Origin of the sequence: Streptomyces sannanensis (assembly GCF_039536205.1) — a bacterium.
Classification (GTDB): Bacteria; Actinomycetota; Actinomycetes; order Streptomycetales; family Streptomycetaceae; genus Streptomyces; species Streptomyces sannanensis.
The window spans coordinates 77,472-96,798 of the sequence record NZ_BAAAYL010000003.1; the positions used below are offsets into that span (position 1 = coordinate 77,472).

The window sequence follows — 19,327 nt, forward strand, 5'->3', positions numbered from 1 at the left end:
GTGACGAGCGGTGGTCAGCGGGATTCGGGGCGACGCCCCACGATCACCGCGGCCTGCAAGGTGGTGGTGAACAGCCCGCTGGGCTGCACGGTGCTCAGCGTCGATCGCAGGTCGGCCTCGAACGCCTCCTGCCTCTCGCCGAGGGTTGCCGCCGACGAGTAGGCGAAGGTGTGTTGCAGGCCCACGAGTTCGTCCAGCGTGTACGCGCGCCGGTAGTCGGCCCTCAGCACGGCCACGCGGCAAAACGGCGACGCGCGCACCACAGCCTCGTGTCCCACCTCGAGGCGGACGTACGGGGTGCTCGGGCCCGCGAGGTCCGCCGCGCCGAGGTGCTTCTCACGCAGCTTGACCAGCAGCGGGTGCCACCATTCCCTCGGTGTCCCGGGGGCCCGGTAGCCGACGACGGCGACGAACCCGCCCGGCCGCACGACCTTGTCGAGGGCCATGAGGACCCGCTGGCGGTCGAGCCAGTGGAAGGCGTCGGCGATGACCGCGCCGTCGAAGGTGCCCAGGCGGTCGATGTGATCCACCGTGGCGGCGTCCACGCACCGCCACTCGACCGCCTCGGACAGGCCCCGTTGCTCGGCCCACTTGCGGCCCTCGTCCAGCATCTCCTGCGACGCGTCCACCCCCGTGATCCGCATCCCGCGCTCCGCCAGGTCCAGGGCAAGGGTTCCCGGACCGCAGCCCAGGTCCAGGACGCGGGCCGGTGAGGGGCCGAGGTGGGTCAGGTAGTCGACGACCACGGGGTCGTGCTGTCGGCGGAACTTCACGTAGGGCTGCCCGCAGGAGGCGAAGATCCCCCCGGGGTCGGCGTACATCGCGTCGCTGTGGACGGCGACCCCCATCGGGTCTCCCGAGCACACTGTGGAGCTCATCTGGGCACCTCCGATGTCGGAAAGGTCGTCAGGAACGGGCCCCTGCACTCGGGGCGTTCGATCACCGCCGCGTCGAACCCGGCCGGATCGTCCGGGGACGCGGTGGGCCGGTAGGTGCTGTCCCGCAGCAGCGGCCCCAACTCGGCCGCGGCGACGTCCTCGATGGGCGAGCTGCCGCACGCCAGGGCCTCGGCCCGGCGCGCGTCGGTGTCGAACCCCACCACGCGGTGGCCCGTCTGAGCGGCGCGCACCGCCAGGGGGAGGCCTACGTAGCCCTGGCCGACCACCACAACCCGAAGGGAACTCCTATCAAGGCAGCCGGCTTGCTGCGCAACCGCTCCGGCCGCGACCGGCACTCGCGTACCGACTGGTGTGCACACACTGAACATGGCGCTCCTCAAGATCGAAGAACCGAAGGGCCGCCCTTCCCCGCCGGCTGTACGACCGCCGCGGGGAACCGGCCCGCATGACGACGGGCCCGGACACCTGCCCCGTGACACCGCCAGGCCGGCCAGGCCCGAACAGCACGGCCGCGAACACCCGCCAGTACAGCCACGCAATGCGCTGGCGATAACCCCGTCGTGGGGCCCCCATGGTGGGTATGGTCTGAGCCTGACGCTCCGTCATTCCACGAGACTCAGGGGGACTTGTGGACGACTTGCCGCACCATCTGTTGGCCGACCCCGCCTTCATCCGAGCCCTACGCGAGCGGGACTTCACCAAGGTCTTCGCCATGGCGCACGAAGCGGGGATCTCCTTCAACCGGATCGCCGAAGCCTGCGCGCTCAAGTCCGAGCGTGTCAGCCAGATCGCGCGGGGCACCACATCTGTCACGGCTCTGGCTACTGTCGAGCGAATCGCTGGCGGTCTGCGCATTCCCGGTGCCCTACTGGGGCTCGCTGCGCAACCCTGGGAGGACACCGCCGCTCTCAGCACGGAGTCCCACCATGGAGATGATCCGATGAAGCGCCGCAACCTGCTTCGTGGCGCGCTCGCCGCCGGCCTCACCGCTCCGGCGCTCGCCGCCCTCACCGCCGCCCGCACCGACGTCGACCAGACCCTCTCCCCCGACGCGCCCCAGGATCTCGCCGATCTGGAGGCCGCAGCCGAGAGCTATGGGTACGGCTACCACGGCCAGCAGCCCACCCGCGTTCTGGCCGACCTGGTCTCGGACTTCGCCGGTCTGCGCCCGCTGCTCGCCGTCCCGCAGCCCGCCCCGGTCCGGGCCAGGTTGTGCCGGACGACTGGGCAGATGGCCGGGATGACCGCGATTGTCCTGCACGACCTGGGCAGCCGCCGGGAGTCCCGCGCCTGGTTCGCCACCGCATCCCGGGCCGCCGCCGAATCCGGCGACGACCATCTGCACGCCTGGGTCCTCGCCCGGGAGGCCATGGTGCCGCTCAACTACGGCGCCCCGAAGGCAGCGGCTGACCTCGCCGAACGGGCCCGCCACTCCGCCGGGGACCGGCCGACCGCCGCGGCGGTGTTGGCGGCCGCCGTCGCTGCCCGCGCCTACGCGCTCAACCATCAGCCCGAGCAGGCCCGCGCCGCGCTCACTGCCGCCGACGCCCTCATGGACCGGCTCCCCGCGGGCGAGCGGTCGGACACGTGGCTGACGTACGGCGAGCAGAAGCACCACGTGCACCTCAGCCATGCCTTCACCACGCTCGGGGATACCCGCCGTGCCCGTGAGAGCCAGCTGCGCGCCTTGGAGTTGTCCGCGCCGACCAGCACGATGACGCGCACGCTGCTGCTCATCGACGGCGCCACCTGTGCTCACCACGACGGCGACAGTGAAGAGGCGTGCCGCCGTACGGTCGCAGCCCTGACCGGGCTGCCCGGCGACTACCGCACCGGCCTGGTCCGCCGCCGCGCGCTGGACCTGTACGAGGCGATCCCCGCCCAGCACCACCACGAACGCGCCGTACGGGAGCTGCGGGACGTCCTCGCGGCCTGACGCAGATCTGTGGCACCGGGCCCACTACCCCCGTACCGGGCGGCCGACGGTCCATAGATCGCCGGGGGCGCGGACGAACGCGGCGTGGGCAAGCATGTCCCGCTTCAACTGCGCGGCGGAGATGGCGTGGCCGCGCCGGGCGAGCGCATCGCGCAGCTCGCCGGGCGTCAGGAGCCGGCCGCAGCGCGCGAGGTACCGGGCAGCCAGCTGCTCGGTGGTGGGGTAGGCCGGGGGCTCCACCACCAGGAGCGAGTCGCTGAGCACCTGGTGCTCGGCCATCCCGGCACTGGCCAACTCCAGCAGCGGCACTGTCGCCTCCCCCACGCGCGACAGGCGGCGCCGCCAGTTGTCGCGGGCCAGGTAGCCACGGCGGTAGCACCACCACAGCAGCCCGCCCACGGCGGCCGCTGTAGGCAGCGGGTTGCGCGAGGCGGCGACCACCAGGCGGTGAGCGCCGACGCCGAACAGCCGGAGTGCCAGTTCGATGAGGACCAGCGCGTTCGCGGCAGTGGCCTCCAGGCCGGCCAGGCGCAGCAGGCTCTGGGCGACGGGGATCCATTCGATGACGGCGAACCCGAAGCGGGAGAAGACGCTGTCCTGGGTGACGATGACGCACGGCCCCAGGAACTCCGCGAGCGCCATGTGGGCGCGTCGTCCGGGTCGCCCCGGTACTTCCGCGGCATCTCCCGGTCGACCCGCAGGATGTGCCGGGTCTGCGGGGACAGGTGGTCGCGGATCTCCAGGTCGACCACCCGAAGGGCGGGCACGATCTGCTGATCGAGCACGCGGCGCGCCTGACGCTCCGACACCTCGAAGTCAGCGGCCATCTTGGCCAGGTGTTCGTCGATCTCGCCGGGTACGTGCGCGGCCACGTACGGGGTGGCGCGGCCGGTAACGGCCAGCGCGGTGACCCTGTCCTGTCGGCCGCCGTGCTTGGCCAGAGAGCAGGCTTCAACCAGCAGCGCGTTGGTGTCGAGGACGGGCAGCAACATCGGCCGGTCCAGCACCATCGGGTTGAACGCCGATCCGGAGGGGACCAGCAGCGGCGGTGCCGAATCGGCACGGTCAAGCGTCATGGATCAAGTGTCGTCACCGCCACTGACATCCGTGCAGGATTTTTGGGCGGCGCAGGCTGCCCGGCCGGCTCATTGCCCGCCGGACAGCCGGCGGCTTGCCGTCAGCGGCTGGCCGGCTCCGAGTAGCGGTCCCTGCGGTGGGACGGGTCGTCGACACCGAGCCGCTGCCACGGCTCGCCGCGCTGCAGGGCGGGCAGCGTGAGGGCGAGCACGTTGACGGCGATGCCGTGCACGTCCGCCCTCGGCGAGCGGCACCCCGTCAGTTCGGAGGCCCCTCGCACGGTGGTTCCCGGCCAGGGGCCCTCATCTCGTGCGTCAGGCGCAGGCGAGTCGGTCGGTCACAGGCCAGTCGACGCGCACTCCACGACGGATCTGCGCGGCGATGCCCTGGACCTGATCGGCGTGCGGCTGGCGCCGCATGAAGCAGCGCAGCGCGCGGTTCACCCCGTTGCTCAGTTCTACGTCGGTCATCGTGCCGACGCGCTCCTGCAGTTCGTCGAGGAGCTGCCCGGCGCGGGCCGCGCGGCGCAGCGCCGCGTCGGCGAGTGGCCCTTCGGCAAAGTCGTCCTGTACACGCAGACCAGGTTGAATGAACGTCATGGCACTCTCCTCCTCCGCCCGAGCACGTGCCGTCTCCCCGATGGAGACGTGGTCTTGGTACTGGGCGGGCGGGAACGTAGAGCACGGGCCTCGTTAACGTCTCGTCCTGGGCCCTGGCCCGGCCGTCAGAAAGCGCTCCTCTTTCCACGGCTACTGCGTGGAAAGACACCTCATGCAGTTAAGCCGTCAAGATGCACCGTGGGATTTCGTAGTCAGCATCGCCGTGATGACGCACGCGAGGCTTCGCGGCCTGGCCCCGGAGCATCGGGGGCCGATCGTGTAAGGGCACCCGGGTAGGCGGCATGATGATCGGCATGATGGAGATACCCGGGTACGACGGTCACCCTCTCGTCCACGAGCCAGAGCTGCTGCAGGAACCTCTCTTCTGGCTTGGCCACCTGTACTCGTGTGCGCACGACGAGGATGCGGAAGAGCTGCTCTTCGGTGCGGACTACGAGGCGGCCGAGGTGTTCCACCGGGAGCTGCGGGAGCGGGCGGAGTGGCCCGTCTTCACCATCCCGCTGGCCGCCGGGCACCTCCTCCACGTCGTCTACCGAGCGTGGAAGGACGACCCCGGTGTCGACTACCTCCTGCATCACCCCAGCTGGGAGCGGGCACTGTTGCTGGCCAAGGTCGACGGGCACTTCATGGGTCCCGCCCTGTCCTGGCTCGAGTTGTTCTCCGCCGTCGACAACGGGCTGCCCGGTGGCAGCACAGCCGATCCACACCGCCGCCTCCTGCTGCTGCTGCCCGCGCTCGGAGACGACAACATCCCGGACGACGCAGAGCACCGCCTGATGGCAGCTCTCAGCGTCCTTACTGCCATTGAGGCCCCCGAAGAACTCGCTGCCGCTCTCGTTGAGGGCCAAGGTGCGGGAGGGGCCTCCCGCTGGACCAGCAGGAACGGTGTCCGCGTGGACGACGGCGCGTACTCGTACCGGAACCCGTCCAATGGCTTCGCCCTTACGCCGGAAGACCTGGCTCGCGTGTCGACTGCCTTCATGCCCTGAGCCCTATGAACTGGCCGGCTGGAGCATCGCAGCCCCTGGAGGGAAAGCGATGGCTTCGTCGAAAGGAACGCGGGCGAGGAGGCAGTGATGCAGCTGCCCCAGCATGCGGTTGAACAGGTGCCGCAGAGCCTGCATGTGCCAGTCCCCTCCGGCCCGGCGGCGCCGGTAGTGGGCGTCCGCGCCGGATGAACCGCTGATGGAGGCGAAGGCCCACAGGTGGCCGACGTGGTTGAGCCGGTTGTTCTTCACGAACCGGCGACCGACATAACGGCGCTTGCCGGAAGCCCGCGTGACCGGGGCGGAGCCAGCGTATGCCTTCAGTCCTCCAGCCGTGGCGAACCGGCTCCTGTCGTCACCGATCTCGCCCAGGATGCGGGCGCCGACCTGGGGACCGATCCCGGGGAAGCTCAGCATGATCGCCGCGTCCGGGTGTGACCGAAAGGCTTCCTCGGTGGCCCGCGCCAGGTCATCGACCGCCTGGCAGGCCGCGTCCAGCTGCAGCAGGGCCTGTGCCTGCTTGCCCATGGCGTCTTCGACGAGGAGCAGCTGTCGTGGAGCTTCCTGGCGGAAGAGCTGCTGGATTCGTTCGGCGTCGGTTTCGATGCCGCGGCGGCGGCCGGCTCGCTTGAGCATGGCGGTCAGCTTCCACATCTGCAGCTTGGCGGCCAGGGCAGGTGTGGGCGCGACGGCGAGGATGCGGCGGGCATCGGGGCGGGTCAGGGTTCCCGGCTTGTCCTTGAACGCCTCGATCATCGCCGGGAAGTACTCCCGCAGCAGGGACCGCAGCTGGTTGGCGACCTGCTGGCGGTTCCAGACCGCGTTTTGCTGTGCGCGGGCCAGGACCGCGACGGCCTGGGCCAGGTCAGTGTCGGCGGGCATTGGGCGGTGCACCGGCGCGTCGGTGCGGATGATGTTCGCCAGCACCAGGGCGTCGCCCGGGTCCGACTTCTTGCGGCTGACTCCGTGCCGGTCGCGGTAGCGGGAGGCCGCCATCGGGTTGACCGCGTAGATCTTCCGGGGGCCCTGCCTCAGCGTGGCGACCAGTAGGCCGCGGCTGGTCTCGATGGCCACCGGGATCGGCGTCTCGGCGGTGTCGCCGTGCTCGGCCAGGAGGTCCAGCAGCAGCCGGTAGCCGTCCAGGTCGTCGTTGATCCGGCACTTGGCCAGCAGCTTGCCGGTGTCGTCGACGAGCGCGACGTCGTGGTGTCCCTCCGCCCAGTCGATCCCGCAGAACACGTCCATGGATCCCGCCCCTTCTCCGGTGCCGTTCTCGAAGGCGAGCACGCGGGGCCGCACGGCGCACTAATTCCAGGGCTCCAAGGCCCGCCACCTCATCAGCCGTGCGCGGCGCCGCCAAACCGCACGGGCGCACGCCGTGTCCAGAGCTCGAAGCTCGTGAGGAGAAACGCGTCACCGTACGGCAGCTCATCCACCGAGGATCCCGAACCCGACGGGACCACGGGGGCAGAACCTGCGAGGACCGGCCGGCGCCCAGCGCCACCAGTCTTTACAAAGACCTCGCACGGTCGGAGGTGTCGTAGGGGTCACCACGGCACCGACCGGACCACACACGTCCTGCCCCGGGCTGAACAACGCCGCCCCGGGCCCCTCAGAGATTCAGGACCTCTAATTACTAACGAATTAGTACTGCAACCGCACTCGCGCTATCGCCGCAGGTCAAGCGCGGTACACCGCCCGCCCGCATGTGGCGAGCCATCAGCCACTTGGAGCGTTGACCTGCCGGTTCGCGGTTCGACCGAATGCGGGAACCGGAATCCTCCACTGACGCATCGCCAGTGGAAGAACTCCGCTGCACCCGCCCTGACCTGCGGTGACGCAATGAGTGCGGTTGCAGTATTAGAGGTGTCGTCGTCGCGGGGAGGCTTGCCCACCGGGGCTGACCAGGGACAACAAGCGATGTCCGATTTGCCGGGCTCCCACCTCCGGCGACACCTCCGGTCCCCCGCCGCATGCAACCGTCCAGACAACGGTTCAGCCTCCCTCCGATGCAACCCTGTTCGCGGCCGCCCGGGACCGGGGCAGGCGCGGCGTGGGCCAGACCGGCTCCCACCGCCAGGCCGCCCACCGCTCCGCATGCGCGAACAGCCGGGAGCGTTCGGCGAGCATCGCCAGCACCTCGGCGCGGGCGTCGTCGACGGCCCGGTGCTCGGTGCCGGAGACGATGCCGAGACGGCGCACGTGGGCGTACTCGTCTTCGTCTTTCCACTCCCAGCGGGTGAGGTCGGGCGTGACGACCAGGTCCACGGTGAGGTCGAAGGTGTCGAACCCAGCCTCGGTGCGGCGGGTGGGGTGCTCGAAGTTGACGTACCGGTTCCGCAGCTGGCGCCCGTCGCCGTCGGGGAAGCCGCCGTCCGGGGCGGCTTGCCCAGGGTCCCCTTGGGCTTGCCCACTCCCCCGGAACGCCCCGCTGCGGCAGTGCGTCCGGGTAGCCTCCGGGCAGAGTGCGCTGAGATTGGGGGTGGGCGTTGAGATTCACGATCGACACCGATTCCGATTCGTACGAGGACGCGATGCGTACCGTGCGCGCGGCCTACGGGAAGCCGCAGCCCAAGCCAGGTGGGCGGCCGGTGGTGTTGCCGGAGGACGTGGTATGGAAGCCGCCCGGCCGGTTCGACTACCCGGCCTGGACGGAGAGATGCTGCGGTCCTGGGTGAAGTCGCTGCACACAGTGGAGGAGCTGGACGCGGTGTGGCGGGTGTGCGCGGAGCCGGGCCCGCCCGGGGTCCGGGGGCAAGCCATCGCGGAGTACGTCTCCCCGGAGCTGACTGGCAAGCCGGCCCTCACGGCCCTGGGTGTCGTCAGCCGGCGGATGAACACGGCCGCCCGGGAACTGTGGGCCCGGCAGATACCCTTCGTGATCGACGAGGTGAAGCGCACCCGGACCGTCGACCGGTCGGTGGCCGCGATCCTTCTCGACGCCCTCGCCGGCCACCCCTTGTGGCTCCGGCTGCGTCACCACAGCAACCCTCCTGTACTCGGCTCATCACGCTCCTGAGCCCAGCCGTCTCGTGCTGGGCAAGCCGTCCTCGGAGGGCGGCTTGCCCAGACTCCCCGGAGCCGCGCAGCTACCCGCGACGCCTGAACAGACCCCAGGCCTTCGATGTCTCCGCTTCGGCCGCCGCGCCGGCCGCAACGTCCTCCGCCTGGCGCTGCGCCACCCGCTCAGCCTCCGCACGAGCGACGGACTCCTTCGCGCACGGCTCGCACAGGTCGTCCCACTTCCCGGGCCACGAGAACTGCCGCACCTGCTGCCACCGTTCGTCGGTGAACTTCGCCCCGCAACGTGTGCACACCGGCCACTTCGCCTCCCGTTCCGCGGCCTCATACTCCGCCCGCCGGTCGCGGGCCTCCTTCCACTGCGCGGCGTACAGGCGGTCGCCGTCGGGGTTGTCCAGGGCCTCGGGCAGGATCTGCCACTCATCGCGCCCGAGCCTGCGCCACACCGCGCCTGCGGCCCCGGCCGGGTCGGCGGTGATCCGCTCCAGCTCGGTGACGACCACGGGCACCGCCTGGTGGTAGTCGACGGCCGTGATGCCCGCGCCGCGGCCCGGGTACGAAGCGCCGGCGAAGTACGTGCGGGCGGCCTGCTCCAGCCGCCGCATCCTGCTCTCGCGCTGCGCGGCCGTCTTCCCCGTGAACACGAACGCCACCGGCACGTAGCCCTCGCGACCGGTCGGCGGGTAGAGGCTCGGCCACAGCCGGAAGTCGTGCACTGCCGTTCCCCGGGCCGCCTTCTCCTTGGCCGCGTCGGCCTTCGGTGCCAGGAGCTCGAACCATTCGTGGTAGCGGCGCAGCTTGGCCACCAGGTCGTCGACGGGTTCGGTGACGCGGTCGACCTCCAGGAGCATCGCGGGCACTCCAGCGTCCGGGGCGCGCATCGTCAGGTCGGCGTACTGGGTGTAGCCGTAGGGGAGCTTGTGTCCGATCTCGGTCTGCCAGGAGAGCGGGGTGCCGTACCCGGCCCCGGTGAGCACGGCGGCGGTCGAGGTGACGGCGGCGGCGTGTTCGTCATACCCGTCGGCTTCCACCGGCTGGCCATCGTCGTCGTACTCGAGCTTGCGCAGCGCGGAGATCCGTACGTTCCTCGGCAGCAGCAGCTTGGCTTCCTTGTGTCCTTTCTCGGTGAGCACCCATAGCTGGTGTCCCGACTCCAGTCGGGTCTCCACCCGGGTCAGGCCCGAGTCCTTCAACGCGTTCAGGGTGTCCCTGGTGATCCGGTCGTGCCGGTCGGCGGGGCGCAGCATCCGCCACAGCTGATCAGCGGTAGCCCTCTGAAAGATCCCCAGAGCCCTCAACACTTCCTTCCTTCGCACTCCGGTCGGCTTCCAGACCTTGGGTGCCTGGCTAGGAGGGTTGTCGAACGCGTCGCGGGACCTTGACTTCCGGGGCTGACCTGCGCGAACCGTGTTGGCGGGGGAAGCGGCCGTGGAGGGGGCGATGGAGGGGGCGATGGAGGGGCCCGTGGAGGGGGCCTGCGGGACCTGGTCCACGTCGTCGGCGGGCGCCGGGCCGGACACGGTGTGAGGGACTTGGGCGGGGTGAGGTGTGTGGTCGGCGGGCACGGTGTCCTCGGTTTCCCCCGGCCTGCGGGCCGGGTCGGCAGTCGGCCGGCCCGCACGCGGATGTGCGCGCGGGCCGGGGCCACCGTGCGAAGCCACCCCTTGACCGCGGTCTGACCGCCGCCCGCTACCTACGCCCGTTACGTCCCTTGACCGCCCCTTGTCCTCCCGATTTATCCGTGAGCGGCATCACGATTGGCTCCATGTCCCCCGGCGGGCTGACAGCAAGGGCGAAGCTCCGTCCGGACCGGGAGATGTGTTCTAGCGTGAGCGCTCCCGTCACCCGCTTGGCAGAGGAGCTGAAGGTGCCCGGTCTGGATCGGCTCGCGCCGCTACGCGACGAAGAAGGCCCGACAGGAGGCGGTGCAGGCGATCCTGGGCCGCTACGGCCTCGGGCAGGTCGTCGACCAGGAGGACGACGACCTGCTGCTGCGGGACCTGCTGGACATGCACCCCGACGCGGCGGAGAAGGTTGGCCCGGGGGTGGACCGTTTCCGGGTCATCGCCACCCCGCGCGGTCACCACAAGGGCCCGGAGGCGGTCCTGGTCGACGGCAGCAAGGTCGCCTTCTCGTACCAGAAGTGCCTGGACGCACCCACGCACCGGCAGCGCGTGCTGGCCGCGATGCGCACCGAGATCCAGCCGCAGGTCAACACCTACTACGAGTCCCGCAAGGCATCCCACACGCTCGTGTCCGACGAGAGCGGCCAGCCCCTGGCCCCCGCCGACGTACACGTCTCCTACTTCCGCGGCCCGCGCTTCCACGACATCGCGATGGAGTTCGTCCAGGCCGCCGGCGGCTTCGATGCCGTCGACCTGACCGGCGAGACGGCGCGGGGACTGGCCCTGTTCACCGACCGGACCCTGGCGGAGCGCTGGCACGCCCACCACCAGGAGCACGCCGTTCTCGGGCTGCTGTCGGCCAAGGAGAACCTGCGCCGCCCGCGCGTGTAGCGCCCTGTCCCCCACCGCATCCGCGCGCGCCCGACGCGGTGCGCGGCATCGTGACGGGCGCGCATCGGATGCGCGCGATACACCGCGCCGCGCGCATCCGGTGCGCTTGGAGCGCTTCGGCACGCGCACCACAGTGGGCTCCACTCTGGTGCGGTGCGGGTGGACTCCACCGTGCGGTGCGCTCCACCGTGCCCGATGGAGCGCACGGTGCGGCCCACTTCCACTCGGCGGCGCGCATCCGATACCGGGTGCATCGCACCGCGCGCATCCCGGCCCGTGAACACGCACCGTAGCGATGGAGGGGAGGGAGAGATCTCCCCTCCGTGAGCGTGCATCGGCGGGGCACGACCGTCGGTGGCGGACGCTGTCAAGGGAAAACGTGCGGGGTTGCACATGTGGTCAAGGGGTTTGGCCGGGTAGCTACGCTCCCCTTGTCCACCCTGGTCAAGGGGGTGCGCACTGAGTGGATGCCCTCGGGAGTGGTCACGTTCCGTGTGCGCATCGGATGCGGTACATCGAGAGTGGAGGCCACCCGTCGCGCGCGTCGTGGAGCGCATCGCACGCGGCCGGGAGTGCGCGGAGCGGACTTGGATGCGGTGCACCGAGGATGTGGTGCGGATGCCAGGCCGCACCGGGTGCCGGAAGGGCCCCGCTCCCCATCGGCCAGTGCTCGCCAGAGTGGAGTCCACTCCCCATCCGATGGGCACGGCGGTGGACTCCACTGGCACCCGGTTGTCCGCCACGGTGGGCTCCACTCCCAGGGGCATCGTCGGTCCGGGCATCGGATGCGCGGTGGAGTCCACCGTGTCCCCTCACCTCTGGCGGCGTCGGCGCGGACGTGCGGACCACCACGCGTTCGGCCGGCCTCCGGGGTACTGCCGGGAGCGGCGCCGGACCGGCGGCTTCGGCGACGGGAACAGCGCCGCCCGCAGCCGGCTCGCGTCGGCGAGCTGCTCCAGGCGCTCGCGTTGCTCCGGCGAGAGGTGCGGTGGGGTCGGTTCGACCATCAAGGCCTCCGTGCTTGTGTGGGTCGCTCCCCGCACCCTCGCCTCTCGCCGCCGTCTTCACAGCGAGCACTCAGGCCGCGTCCCGACAGCTGGCCCGGCGACTTCTCCGTCCGTCCCGCCGACCGGTCCCGGCCGGGTCGATGGCCTGGGCACACGCCGACGCCCACGGCCATCTGGTCCGTGGGCGTCGGCGCGTTGCTGCGGTCAGCTCTCCAGCATGGCCTGGAGGTCGCTCAGCGTCAGCTCGTTCGTGCCGCGATCGGCCGCGGTGCTCTGCGTCCAGGCGACGATTGCCGGGTGCGCGTCCTCGTATGGGGTGCCAGCGGGCGTGGTCCCTCCGTCGTTGCGGGCGATCTGGGTGAGGTAGGCGTCCAGGGCGTGCGGGCCGCCGCCGCTGTAGCCGATGTTGTAACCGACGGCGTGCTTCTGCGGCAGGATCGACAGGAGCCCCTTGTCCGTCCGGGCCCAGAACAGACCACGGCCGGTGATGAAGCTGCTGAAGATGTCGTCGGGGCGCAGTTCGAGCGGGGCGTACGTCGTGTAGCTCCACTGGTCCGTGCCGCCGGTGCCCACGTGCTTGAAGTGCTCGCCCACGACGGGCAGCCCGAACTCGGGGTCGTAGAAGGCCCGGCGGCAGGTACAGCCCGATCCGGAGATGGCCGCTGGGCTGTTCTTGTCCTCCGTGACGCACGGGTGGAACAGGGCCGGGATCTTCGTCGGCTCCACGAGCGTGCAGTGCATCGCGTTCGGCTCGCAGCGCACCAGCCTGCTCAGCCACTCCTGCAGGTGAGGTGTCTGGGTCTGGGGTGCCTCGATGGACACCTCGGCGTTCAGCGATCCCGAGGCGATGCCGAGGCGTGCCTCGGTGTAGAGGACGAAGTTGAGGTAGCCCTTCGTCGGGTCGGTCAGGTTCAGGTCGGCTGGCTCGAAGGTCAACGTGGCACTCCAATGCGGGCCGTGCTCGGTGGGGTGGAGTCAGGAGACGCGGTGTTCGGGCCGCAAGGTGAGGCCGCGGTTCAGGAACTGCTCGGTGTCGTCCGGCCCGAGTCCGAGGGCGCGGGAGACGGAGGTGCCTTCGTCGTCGCGGATGAAGGCGAGCAGGATCTTGCGGCTGGCGGGGTCGGCCATGGTCCGGCGGGCGGCTTCAACGGTGTGGGCGACGCAGCCGGTGGTGCCGTCTTCGACGATGTCCCTGCGGGTGCGGTCGTCCCAGACGTTGAGCTGGAGGTTGGCGCCCTCGGTGGAGCAGTCCTCCTTGGAGTCCGCTCCGAGGACGCACCGCCCGAGCAGCGCGGCGTGGGCGTGGCGCTGGAGGTAGACGGCCGTGCCCAGGAGCCGGTCGACTTCCTTCGCCGTGTTCTCGCGTGCCTTCTCGGGGCTGACGAGCGAGGTCTTCGGGTCGTGGGGCTGTACCCGGATCTTCAGCGCCGACAGGCTGCGGGCGAGGTCGTCGGCGATGCTGAGCTGGCCCACCAGGTTCACGTCGCCGCGCTGGCGGGGCGGGGGCAGTTCGTCGGGGTAGCTGTCGAGCGGTTCCAGTGGTTCGTGCAGGTCGGTCAAGGTTCCTCCCGTGCCGGGTGCCATCGCCCCCGATTCTCAGTCCGGTCCGCTGGGGCTCGCGGGTGAAGTCGCAGATCGGCCACGCCCTAGCCGGTTGCCATCCCTCAGCGGTCACGCCCCGGCCCCCTGCCCTGGTCGGGCCGATTCGTGTGGTGCTGCTGCTGGTCGGCGGGCTTGACCACGTCGGCCGGCTGCTCGGGCCTCGGCCGGTCGGCGAGGGCGCGGCGGCGGGCGTCGGCCGCGCGGGTGAGGGCGGCGAGCCGCTCCAGGTTGGCCGGCGTGCGCATCCACGTCGCCGGGTCGGTCGTACGGCCCTCCAGGTACTCCTGCGGCATCGCGGCCTGCTGGTGGGCGTGGACGGCGGCGGCCCGCTGCGCCGGGGTGAGCGCAGCATCCCGCCCCGGGTGGTCGACGCTGTGCGGCGCGTCGGCCGTCCGGCTGTGGTGGTGGTCGGTGTGTGCGGCGGCCGACGCGGTCGCGGCCGGAGCATCGTTCCGGGCGGCGGGCGCGGTTCGGGCGGCGCGGATCGCGTTCTGCACGGCGAGGCTGGCGACCTTGGCCCGCTCGTAGCGGGTGGCGGCCCGCGGTGGCTTGGCGTCGGCGCCGGCGATCCACCAGCGGCCGGGCCAGGTGAAGTCGGCGGTGTAGGTGAGCTGGTCAGGGCCCGGGGTCCGGCGGCCGGGTTGAGGAACGGTGAGCTGGCGGGAGTGGCGGGCCAGGGCTGCGTCGGCGATGTAGTCGTCCAGGCCGCGTGTGAACTCCTGGCCGCGCAGGGTCTCCAGCAGGTGCCGGCGGGCTTCGGCCAGGACGTGGCGGCGGGCGAAGGTGCCGCGCACGGTGAAGACGACCGCGGCGACGTCGACGGCGGCGAGCGCGGTGTCCACCAGCGTGCTCACCCGGGCCCAGATCGCCGCACCCGCTGTGCGGCAGCGCTGAAGGAGCCCGTCGACCATCTGCTTGCCGAACTTCAGGAGCGCGGAGGCCCGCCACCATGCGAGCAGCTGCTTCAAAGGGCGCGGGGTCTTCTTCTCGGGGCGGGTGTCCTGCGCAGCCCACCAGGCCAGGCCCTGGCGGGCGCGCTCGCCGGGCAGCCGCCCGTGCTTTTCCGCGTACTTGTAGGTGAGGCCCTCCAGGACGTCCTCGATCCGCTGACGGCGGGTCGACGACCAGTCGATGAGCTCGGAGTCGACACCGGCTATCTCCATCACCGGGCGCAGGCCCGGCGTCACCTCCCGGGGCACCGTCGCCAACCCCAGCTCCTCACACGCCTCGGTCGTCATCGCGAGGGTGTAGAGAGTCCCGGCCGCCACGACGTGCTGGTAGAGGCGGCGGGTGTCCAGAGCACCCCACACCGGCTCGCCGTCGTCGTCCAGACGCTGCACGCGGTTCAGGACCAGGCAGTGGTCATGCAGGAGCGGGAATCCGTCCCGGTTGTCGAAGTGCCTGAACGCCGCGACGATCAAGGCCGGCGTCTTCGCACGCCCGCGGCCCGAGGACCACCGGGTCTCCGCGACCTCATCCTCCAGCCAGCGCAGCGCCTTGGTGATGGCCCGCTCGTGCGCCCGCTCGATGACCCGGCGCGTCTTGGCGTCTCCCAGCGCCCACAACACGATCAGGGACGCCTGCGGCCGGAAGGTGAAGTCGAGCGCGAGCAGCGGAGTCTGCTTGCGCGCCTCGATCTCCTCGATCGGCTGCCCGAGCACGGTGGCCAGTCGTGCCGTGGCCGGGTCGGCGCCGTCGTCCAGGAGGCCGTGCTCGATGCGGTCGGCGTCCGGGTGCCGGCCCTGCCCGAACATCAACGCCATCTGCCGCTCGGACACCTCCGCGCCCTCGGTGAGCCCGAGCACGTCCAGGCCTCGCCCCAACCACCTCCCGGGCGGGAGTCCGGCCTTCGCCTGGGCGTCCTTCAACGACTGGCCGACCGGGCGGCGGCCATCCCCGAACGCGACTCCGCGCACGTAGTACCGCCACGCATTGCGCCTCTGAACCTTCGCGACACTGAGCATTCCCACAGAGGACACCGGCTCTGACCTGCGGAAAAGCACGATCCCGTAAGGCGGGAGAGTTCACCGGAACTTCACGGCCGATCCCGCACGGCGGGCGCCCGCGGCGACACCGTGCCCGCCCGGCGGACACCACCGGGGCCATGCAAATGCTGCGCGGCACCCAGTCACACACGCCTCACACACCCCAAAAACCGCCAGCAGACGACTCCACCGTCAACCAGCGAACACCTTCGTACCGCTCCTCCACCCGACGGCCAAGACGCCGCCCCCCGTTACCGTCTTCATTGGCTCCGCAATGGGGCCTCCGGCCTTCGGGTCCGGCATGACTTCCCCCCCTTGTTATTCATGATCCGGGGGGTGGTGTCACCGGGCCCGGAGGCATCGACGGACCGCTGATGAGGGGCTTGAGTACCGGCTTCACCCGAGCCGGAAAAGCTCTCCGTAACGTGGATGTGGCAGCTCGGTGCCCTGGCAAGGCCGGACGAAAGCGTGATGGAGGGGCCTGCACGTGATCGACACCGGCGACATCGACGTCTTCCTCGGCCTGGACGTCGGCAAGGGCGAACACCACGCCACCGCCATCACCCCGGCCGGGAAGAAGGCCTTCGACAAGCGACTGCCCAACACCGAACCCAAGCTCCGCGAGCTGTTCGCCAAGCTCAAGGCCAAGCACGGAACGGTGCTGGTCGTGGTCGACCAGCCGGCCTCGATCGGCGCCCTGCCGCTGGCAGTCGCGCGGGACATGGGCTGCCCGGTCGCCTATCTGCCCGGGCTGACGATGCGGCGGATCGCCGACCTCTACCCCGGCGAGGCGAAGACGGACGCGAAGGACGCGTTCATCATCGCCGACGCCGCCCGCGCGATGCCCCACACACTGCGGGCGATCGATGGCGAGGACGAGACCATCGCCGAGCTGGAGATGATCGTCGGGTTCGACGACGACCTCGCAGGGGAAGCGACCCGGGTCGCCAATAGGCTGCACGGCCTGCTTACCCAGATCCACCCGTCGCTGGAACGAGTGCTGGGGCCGCGGTTGCAGCACCCGGCCGTCCTCACGCTGCTGGAACGGTTCGGGTCACCGGCCCAGATACGCAAGGCCGGCCGGCGGCGGCTGATCACCCTGCTGCGGCCGAAGGCGCCAAGAATGGCCGAGCGGCTGGTCGAGGACATCTTTGCCGCGCTGGACGAGCAGACCGTCACCGTTCCGGGCACCGAGGCGGCCGCGCTGATCGTCCCGAGCCTCGCCGGTTCACTGACGGCCGTACTTGACCAGCGCAAGCTGTTGGCCGGGCGGATCGAGGAACTGCTGGAGGCACACCCTCTTTCCAAGATCCTGATCTCGATGCCGGGAGTCGGCGTCAGGACCGGAGCCCGCATCCTGATCGAGGTCGGCGACGGCAGCACCTTCCCGACCGCAGGCCACCTCGCCGCCTACGCGGGCCTCGCCCCGGCGACCCGGAGCTCGGGCTCCTCGATCCGCGGCGAACAGCCCTCCCGGAGAGGAAACAAGCAGCTCAAACGGGCCTTCTTCCTCTCCGCCTTCGCCGCCCTGGGCGACCCCGCCTCCCGGGCCTACTACGACAAGAAGATCGCCCAGGGCAAGCATCACACCCAGGCCCTGCTCTGCCTCGCCAGACGCCGGGCCGACGTCCTGTTCGCGATGCTCCGCGACGGGACCTTCTACGAACCCCAACCCGCCGCGGCCAGGCGAGGAATTCAGACCGCTCGATCAGTCCTCCGGCCGAAGCCGCTGACGAGCTGCCTCAAGCCGCTGGTCATAGTCGGATGCGAACAGCTCGGGAAGCGTCTTGTCGAGCGTTCCGGCGATCCGATGGATCGGCGCCCAGACCGCCGGATCATCGACAACCCGACTGAGGTTCGTCATCTGGAGCTTCTCCAGCCAGTGCGACAGCACCAGTGCCTCGTCACTCGTGAGCTTGATCGTGACCTGGCTATCACTCATGCACACCCCTACGGCTCGGCCCCGCCCTCGACCACACGAACCTACTGGCCTTCGACCTTGACCAAACACATAGGGGCACCCCCCTGCACCACGTCACCCACTCTCCGCCCCCAGCAACGCCGGGGGCTTCTTGCTGCCTGGAGGACCGACGTGCCGACCTACGAGGCTTCACCACCGACCTGGACCGCCTCACCCCAGAACAGCGCCGCCGCTTCCGCCAGACCGTGGCGGTTGGCTTCGTTGATGTCTAGGAACAGCGTTTGTCGACTGGTTCCGGAGTCAGTTGGTGATCACGGTTCGTGAATGTCGAGCAGAAATGACGGCGTCTCGCGGGGCGGCAAGAAAAGGGAAGGCGGCAGCCAACTGGCCGCTGGCAGGATGTCCGCGCTGAACACCCGAGGGGAAAGGACCACACGACCGTGGCTCGTGCCATCACTTTGATTCGCTCCACCGCCCTGTCCGACGTCGCTGAGTACGCCTACGCGGCCACGGCGCCCGCCGAGTCACGCCTGATCTTCCTCGCAGGGGCGTGTCCGCTGAACGATGACGGCTCCACAGCAGCGATCGGGGACTACGCAGGCCAAGCAGCGAGAGCCATCGAGAACATGCAGGCCGCTCTTACTGCCTCAGGCGCGTCACTCCAGGACGTCATTAGCACACGGGTTCTCGTCGCATCGGCCCGGCGGGAGGACCTGGTGGCCGCCTGGCAAGTAGTCCGGGACTCGTTCGCTGACCATGACGTCCCCAGCACGTTGATGGGCGTCACCGTGCTCGGTTACAAGGACCAACTCGTCGAGATCGAGGCCGTCGCCGCCGTGCTCGATTCTTGAGACCTCTTCCAAGGACACCGCAACGCGGGATAGCCAGGCGTCCGCCAGGACGGCTGGCCATCGAGGACGTAGGCTGCGGTCAGCCTGCCTTGGCGGGTTCCTCGGCTCGGGCTCGTGTGCTGGCGAGGCGGTAGGAGTCGGTGCCTGTCTCGATGATGGTGCCGTTGAAGGTGAGCCGGTCGACGATGGCCGCAGAGGCGGGGGTCGGTGAAGGTCTTCGTCCAGCCATCTGGGGCTGGCACTTGTTCCCTCACACGAGTTGCCGCTGCCACCTGGCCGTTTCCTCCTCCTGCGGTCCTCGTTGGTTCTCGCGGTAGCACCCAGGTTCTCAAGGTGCTGCCTTGACCGTTCAGGTGCGAGGAAGGTGTGCCGGTGGCCGAGGCGAGGCTGCAGGTCATCACGGGCGGCGGCGTCCCGCAAGGGCCGCTGGTGACGGACCCATGGCAGTTCCAGGCCACCAGCTCGGCGCCGCGCTGGTCACGGTGACCCTGGATCCGCCCGGAGCCCAGGCCCTGGCCGTGCTGCTCGACCGGCGCAGCGGAGTTCCCCACCAGGCGCAGCACGCTGATGACGGGTGGGGCGAAGGACCGGCTGACACCGCAGCGGCCGAGCTCGCGGATGCCCTGCGCGCCCACGGCGCAGGCACATACGCCCGGGTCCTGACCTCCGGTGCCCGTAACGCCTCCGGCCGGTGGCGGCGCCCCGCGCGCTGGCACCCGCCCGCCCCGACCTCTCCCCCGCCGACGTCCCCCGCCTGACATCGCCGCCGCGCTGACGCGGCAACGGGCGCGGCGGCCCCGGCCGGCACGCAACCGGCTGAGCGGCGCCCCCGATCCCCGGCCGCGCCGCTCATCCCGCCCGCTCCTTCTTCCTTCACTCCAGCCAGGAACATGGGCGAAAGCGGCC

At 70.4% G+C, this 19,327-nt stretch carries 19 protein-coding genes and 2 pseudogenes; 8 read left to right on the plus strand and 13 right to left on the minus strand.

Features of this window, described 5'->3' with window-relative positions; all coding sequences use genetic code 11:
- Positions 1 to 14: 14 nt before the first annotated feature.
- Together ABD858_RS35440 and ABD858_RS35445 are read right to left on the minus strand one after the other, a co-directional pair.
- Positions 15 to 878: a class I SAM-dependent methyltransferase gene (locus ABD858_RS35440; RefSeq protein ID WP_345045551.1), complete on the minus strand. Its 864-nt coding sequence runs from the start codon at positions 876 to 878 to the stop codon at positions 15 to 17.
- The gene (locus tag ABD858_RS35445; RefSeq protein ID WP_345045459.1) at positions 875 to 1,168 is read right to left on the minus strand and encodes a hypothetical protein; all 294 of its coding nucleotides are present in this window, start codon (positions 1,166 to 1,168) and stop codon (positions 875 to 877) included. Before ABD858_RS35445 ends, ABD858_RS35440 begins: the two co-directional genes overlap by 4 nt.
- Positions 1,169 to 1,527: 359 nt before the next feature.
- On the opposite strand from ABD858_RS35445, the gene ABD858_RS35450 reads away from it, so the two are divergent.
- Positions 1,528 to 2,835, plus strand: coding sequence for an NsdA family TPR-like regulatory protein (locus tag ABD858_RS35450; protein ID WP_345045553.1), 1,308 nt, complete (start codon positions 1,528 to 1,530; stop codon positions 2,833 to 2,835).
- A 24-nt stretch (positions 2,836 to 2,859) separates the two neighbouring features.
- Here the strand turns inward: ABD858_RS35450 and ABD858_RS35455 are convergent, their stop codons facing one another.
- On the minus strand, positions 2,860 to 3,477 hold the full coding sequence (locus ABD858_RS35455; RefSeq protein ID WP_345045555.1) for a hypothetical protein: 618 nt from the start codon (positions 3,475 to 3,477) through the stop codon (positions 2,860 to 2,862).
- An 83-nt stretch (positions 3,478 to 3,560) separates the two neighbouring features.
- Between ABD858_RS35455 and ABD858_RS35460 the strand changes: the two genes are divergently transcribed.
- Positions 3,561 to 4,037, plus strand: coding sequence for a hypothetical protein (locus tag ABD858_RS35460; RefSeq protein ID WP_345045557.1), 477 nt, complete (start codon positions 3,561 to 3,563; stop codon positions 4,035 to 4,037).
- Here the strand turns inward: ABD858_RS35460 and ABD858_RS35465 are convergent.
- Positions 4,013 to 4,192: a hypothetical protein gene (locus ABD858_RS35465; protein ID WP_345045560.1), complete on the minus strand. Its 180-nt coding sequence runs from the start codon at positions 4,190 to 4,192 to the stop codon at positions 4,013 to 4,015. The genes ABD858_RS35460 and ABD858_RS35465 overlap by 25 nt on opposite strands.
- Positions 4,193 to 4,226: 34 nt before the next feature.
- Complete coding sequence (locus tag ABD858_RS35470; RefSeq protein WP_345045563.1) at positions 4,227 to 4,511, minus strand: hypothetical protein; 285 nt, start codon at positions 4,509 to 4,511, stop codon at positions 4,227 to 4,229.
- Positions 4,512 to 4,825: 314 nt separating this feature from the next.
- Between ABD858_RS35470 and ABD858_RS35475 the strand changes: the two genes are divergently transcribed.
- Positions 4,826 to 5,521 carry a hypothetical protein gene (locus ABD858_RS35475; RefSeq protein ID WP_345045565.1) on the plus strand — a complete coding sequence of 232 codons (696 nt, stop codon included), beginning with the start codon at positions 4,826 to 4,828 and terminating at the stop codon, positions 5,519 to 5,521.
- 3 nt (positions 5,522 to 5,524) lie between these two features.
- Here the strand turns inward: ABD858_RS35475 and ABD858_RS35480 are convergent, their stop codons facing one another.
- Positions 5,525 to 6,763: an IS110 family RNA-guided transposase gene (locus ABD858_RS35480; protein WP_345045805.1), complete on the minus strand. Its 1,239-nt coding sequence runs from the start codon at positions 6,761 to 6,763 to the stop codon at positions 5,525 to 5,527.
- Between the two features lie 750 nt (positions 6,764 to 7,513).
- On the minus strand, positions 7,514 to 8,014 hold the full coding sequence (locus ABD858_RS37095) for a ribonuclease FAU-1 family protein (RefSeq protein ID WP_425586377.1): 501 nt from the start codon (positions 8,012 to 8,014) through the stop codon (positions 7,514 to 7,516).
- A gap of 118 nt (positions 8,015 to 8,132) precedes the next feature.
- Here ABD858_RS37095 and ABD858_RS35495 point away from each other — a divergent pair, with 118 nt between their 5' ends.
- On the plus strand, positions 8,133 to 8,537 hold the full coding sequence (locus ABD858_RS35495) for a hypothetical protein (RefSeq protein ID WP_345045570.1): 405 nt from the start codon (positions 8,133 to 8,135) through the stop codon (positions 8,535 to 8,537).
- 70 nt (positions 8,538 to 8,607) lie between these two features.
- On the opposite strand, the gene ABD858_RS35500 is transcribed toward ABD858_RS35495, so the two are convergent.
- Positions 8,608 to 10,200: a replication-relaxation family protein gene (locus tag ABD858_RS35500; RefSeq protein ID WP_345045572.1), complete on the minus strand. Its 1,593-nt coding sequence runs from the start codon at positions 10,198 to 10,200 to the stop codon at positions 8,608 to 8,610.
- A gap of 264 nt (positions 10,201 to 10,464) precedes the next feature.
- Between ABD858_RS35500 and ABD858_RS35505 the strand changes: the two genes are divergently transcribed.
- Positions 10,465 to 11,055 (plus strand): DUF3223 domain-containing protein, encoded by a 591-nt coding sequence (locus ABD858_RS35505; RefSeq protein WP_345045575.1) that lies wholly within the window; start codon positions 10,465 to 10,467, stop codon positions 11,053 to 11,055.
- A gap of 812 nt (positions 11,056 to 11,867) precedes the next feature.
- Here ABD858_RS35505 and ABD858_RS35510 read toward each other — a convergent pair.
- The 4 genes from ABD858_RS35510 to mobF form a co-directional block, all read right to left on the minus strand.
- Positions 11,868 to 12,062, minus strand: coding sequence for a hypothetical protein (locus ABD858_RS35510; protein ID WP_345045577.1), 195 nt, complete (start codon positions 12,060 to 12,062; stop codon positions 11,868 to 11,870).
- Between the two features lie 204 nt (positions 12,063 to 12,266).
- The gene (locus ABD858_RS35515; protein ID WP_345045580.1) at positions 12,267 to 12,998 is read right to left on the minus strand and encodes a hypothetical protein; all 732 of its coding nucleotides are present in this window, start codon (positions 12,996 to 12,998) and stop codon (positions 12,267 to 12,269) included.
- Positions 12,999 to 13,037: 39 nt separating this feature from the next.
- Positions 13,038 to 13,622 (minus strand): hypothetical protein, encoded by a 585-nt coding sequence (locus ABD858_RS35520; protein ID WP_345045582.1) that lies wholly within the window; start codon positions 13,620 to 13,622, stop codon positions 13,038 to 13,040.
- A gap of 104 nt (positions 13,623 to 13,726) precedes the next feature.
- Complete coding sequence (gene mobF, locus ABD858_RS35525) at positions 13,727 to 15,628, minus strand: MobF family relaxase (RefSeq protein WP_345045584.1); 1,902 nt, start codon at positions 15,626 to 15,628, stop codon at positions 13,727 to 13,729.
- A 508-nt stretch (positions 15,629 to 16,136) separates the two neighbouring features.
- Here mobF and ABD858_RS35530 point away from each other — a divergent pair.
- A pseudogene (locus ABD858_RS35530) lies at positions 16,137 to 17,327 on the plus strand (IS110 family RNA-guided transposase); the annotation flags it as partial.
- A 683-nt stretch (positions 17,328 to 18,010) separates the two neighbouring features.
- Positions 18,011 to 18,421 carry a RidA family protein gene (locus ABD858_RS35540; protein ID WP_335935724.1) on the plus strand — a complete coding sequence of 137 codons (411 nt, stop codon included), beginning with the start codon at positions 18,011 to 18,013 and terminating at the stop codon, positions 18,419 to 18,421.
- A gap of 79 nt (positions 18,422 to 18,500) precedes the next feature.
- On the opposite strand, the pseudogene ABD858_RS35545 reads toward ABD858_RS35540, so the two are convergent.
- Positions 18,501 to 18,648, minus strand: a pseudogene (locus tag ABD858_RS35545) (ATP-binding protein); the annotation flags it as partial.
- 213 nt (positions 18,649 to 18,861) lie between these two features.
- Here ABD858_RS35545 and ABD858_RS35550 point away from each other — a divergent pair.
- Positions 18,862 to 19,179 carry a hypothetical protein gene (locus tag ABD858_RS35550; protein ID WP_345045591.1) on the plus strand — a complete coding sequence of 106 codons (318 nt, stop codon included), beginning with the start codon at positions 18,862 to 18,864 and terminating at the stop codon, positions 19,177 to 19,179.
- The last annotated feature ends 148 nt before the right edge of the window (positions 19,180 to 19,327 follow it).

Bases quoted from the DNA above. Each gene is read 5' to 3' on its own strand.
- ABD858_RS35495 (WP_345045570.1), top strand. From the start codon at position 8,133: ATGGAAGCCGCCCGGCCGGTTCGACTACCCGGCCTGGACGGAGAGATG.
- ABD858_RS35480 (WP_345045805.1), bottom strand. From the start codon at position 6,763: ATGGACGTGTTCTGCGGGATCGACTGGGCGGAGGGACACCACGACGTC.
- ABD858_RS35470 (WP_345045563.1), bottom strand. From the start codon at position 4,511: ATGACGTTCATTCAACCTGGTCTGCGTGTACAGGACGACTTTGCCGAA.
- mobF (WP_345045584.1), bottom strand. From the start codon at position 15,628: ATGCTCAGTGTCGCGAAGGTTCAGAGGCGCAATGCGTGGCGGTACTAC.
- ABD858_RS35510 (WP_345045577.1), bottom strand. From the start codon at position 12,062: ATGGTCGAACCGACCCCACCGCACCTCTCGCCGGAGCAACGCGAGCGC.
- ABD858_RS35475 (WP_345045565.1), top strand. From the start codon at position 4,826: ATGATGGAGATACCCGGGTACGACGGTCACCCTCTCGTCCACGAGCCA.
- ABD858_RS35550 (WP_345045591.1), top strand. From the start codon at position 18,862: ATGGCAGTTCCAGGCCACCAGCTCGGCGCCGCGCTGGTCACGGTGACC.
- ABD858_RS35455 (WP_345045555.1), bottom strand. From the start codon at position 3,477: ATGGCGCTCGCGGAGTTCCTGGGGCCGTGCGTCATCGTCACCCAGGAC.
- ABD858_RS35440 (WP_345045551.1), bottom strand. From the start codon at position 878: ATGAGCTCCACAGTGTGCTCGGGAGACCCGATGGGGGTCGCCGTCCAC.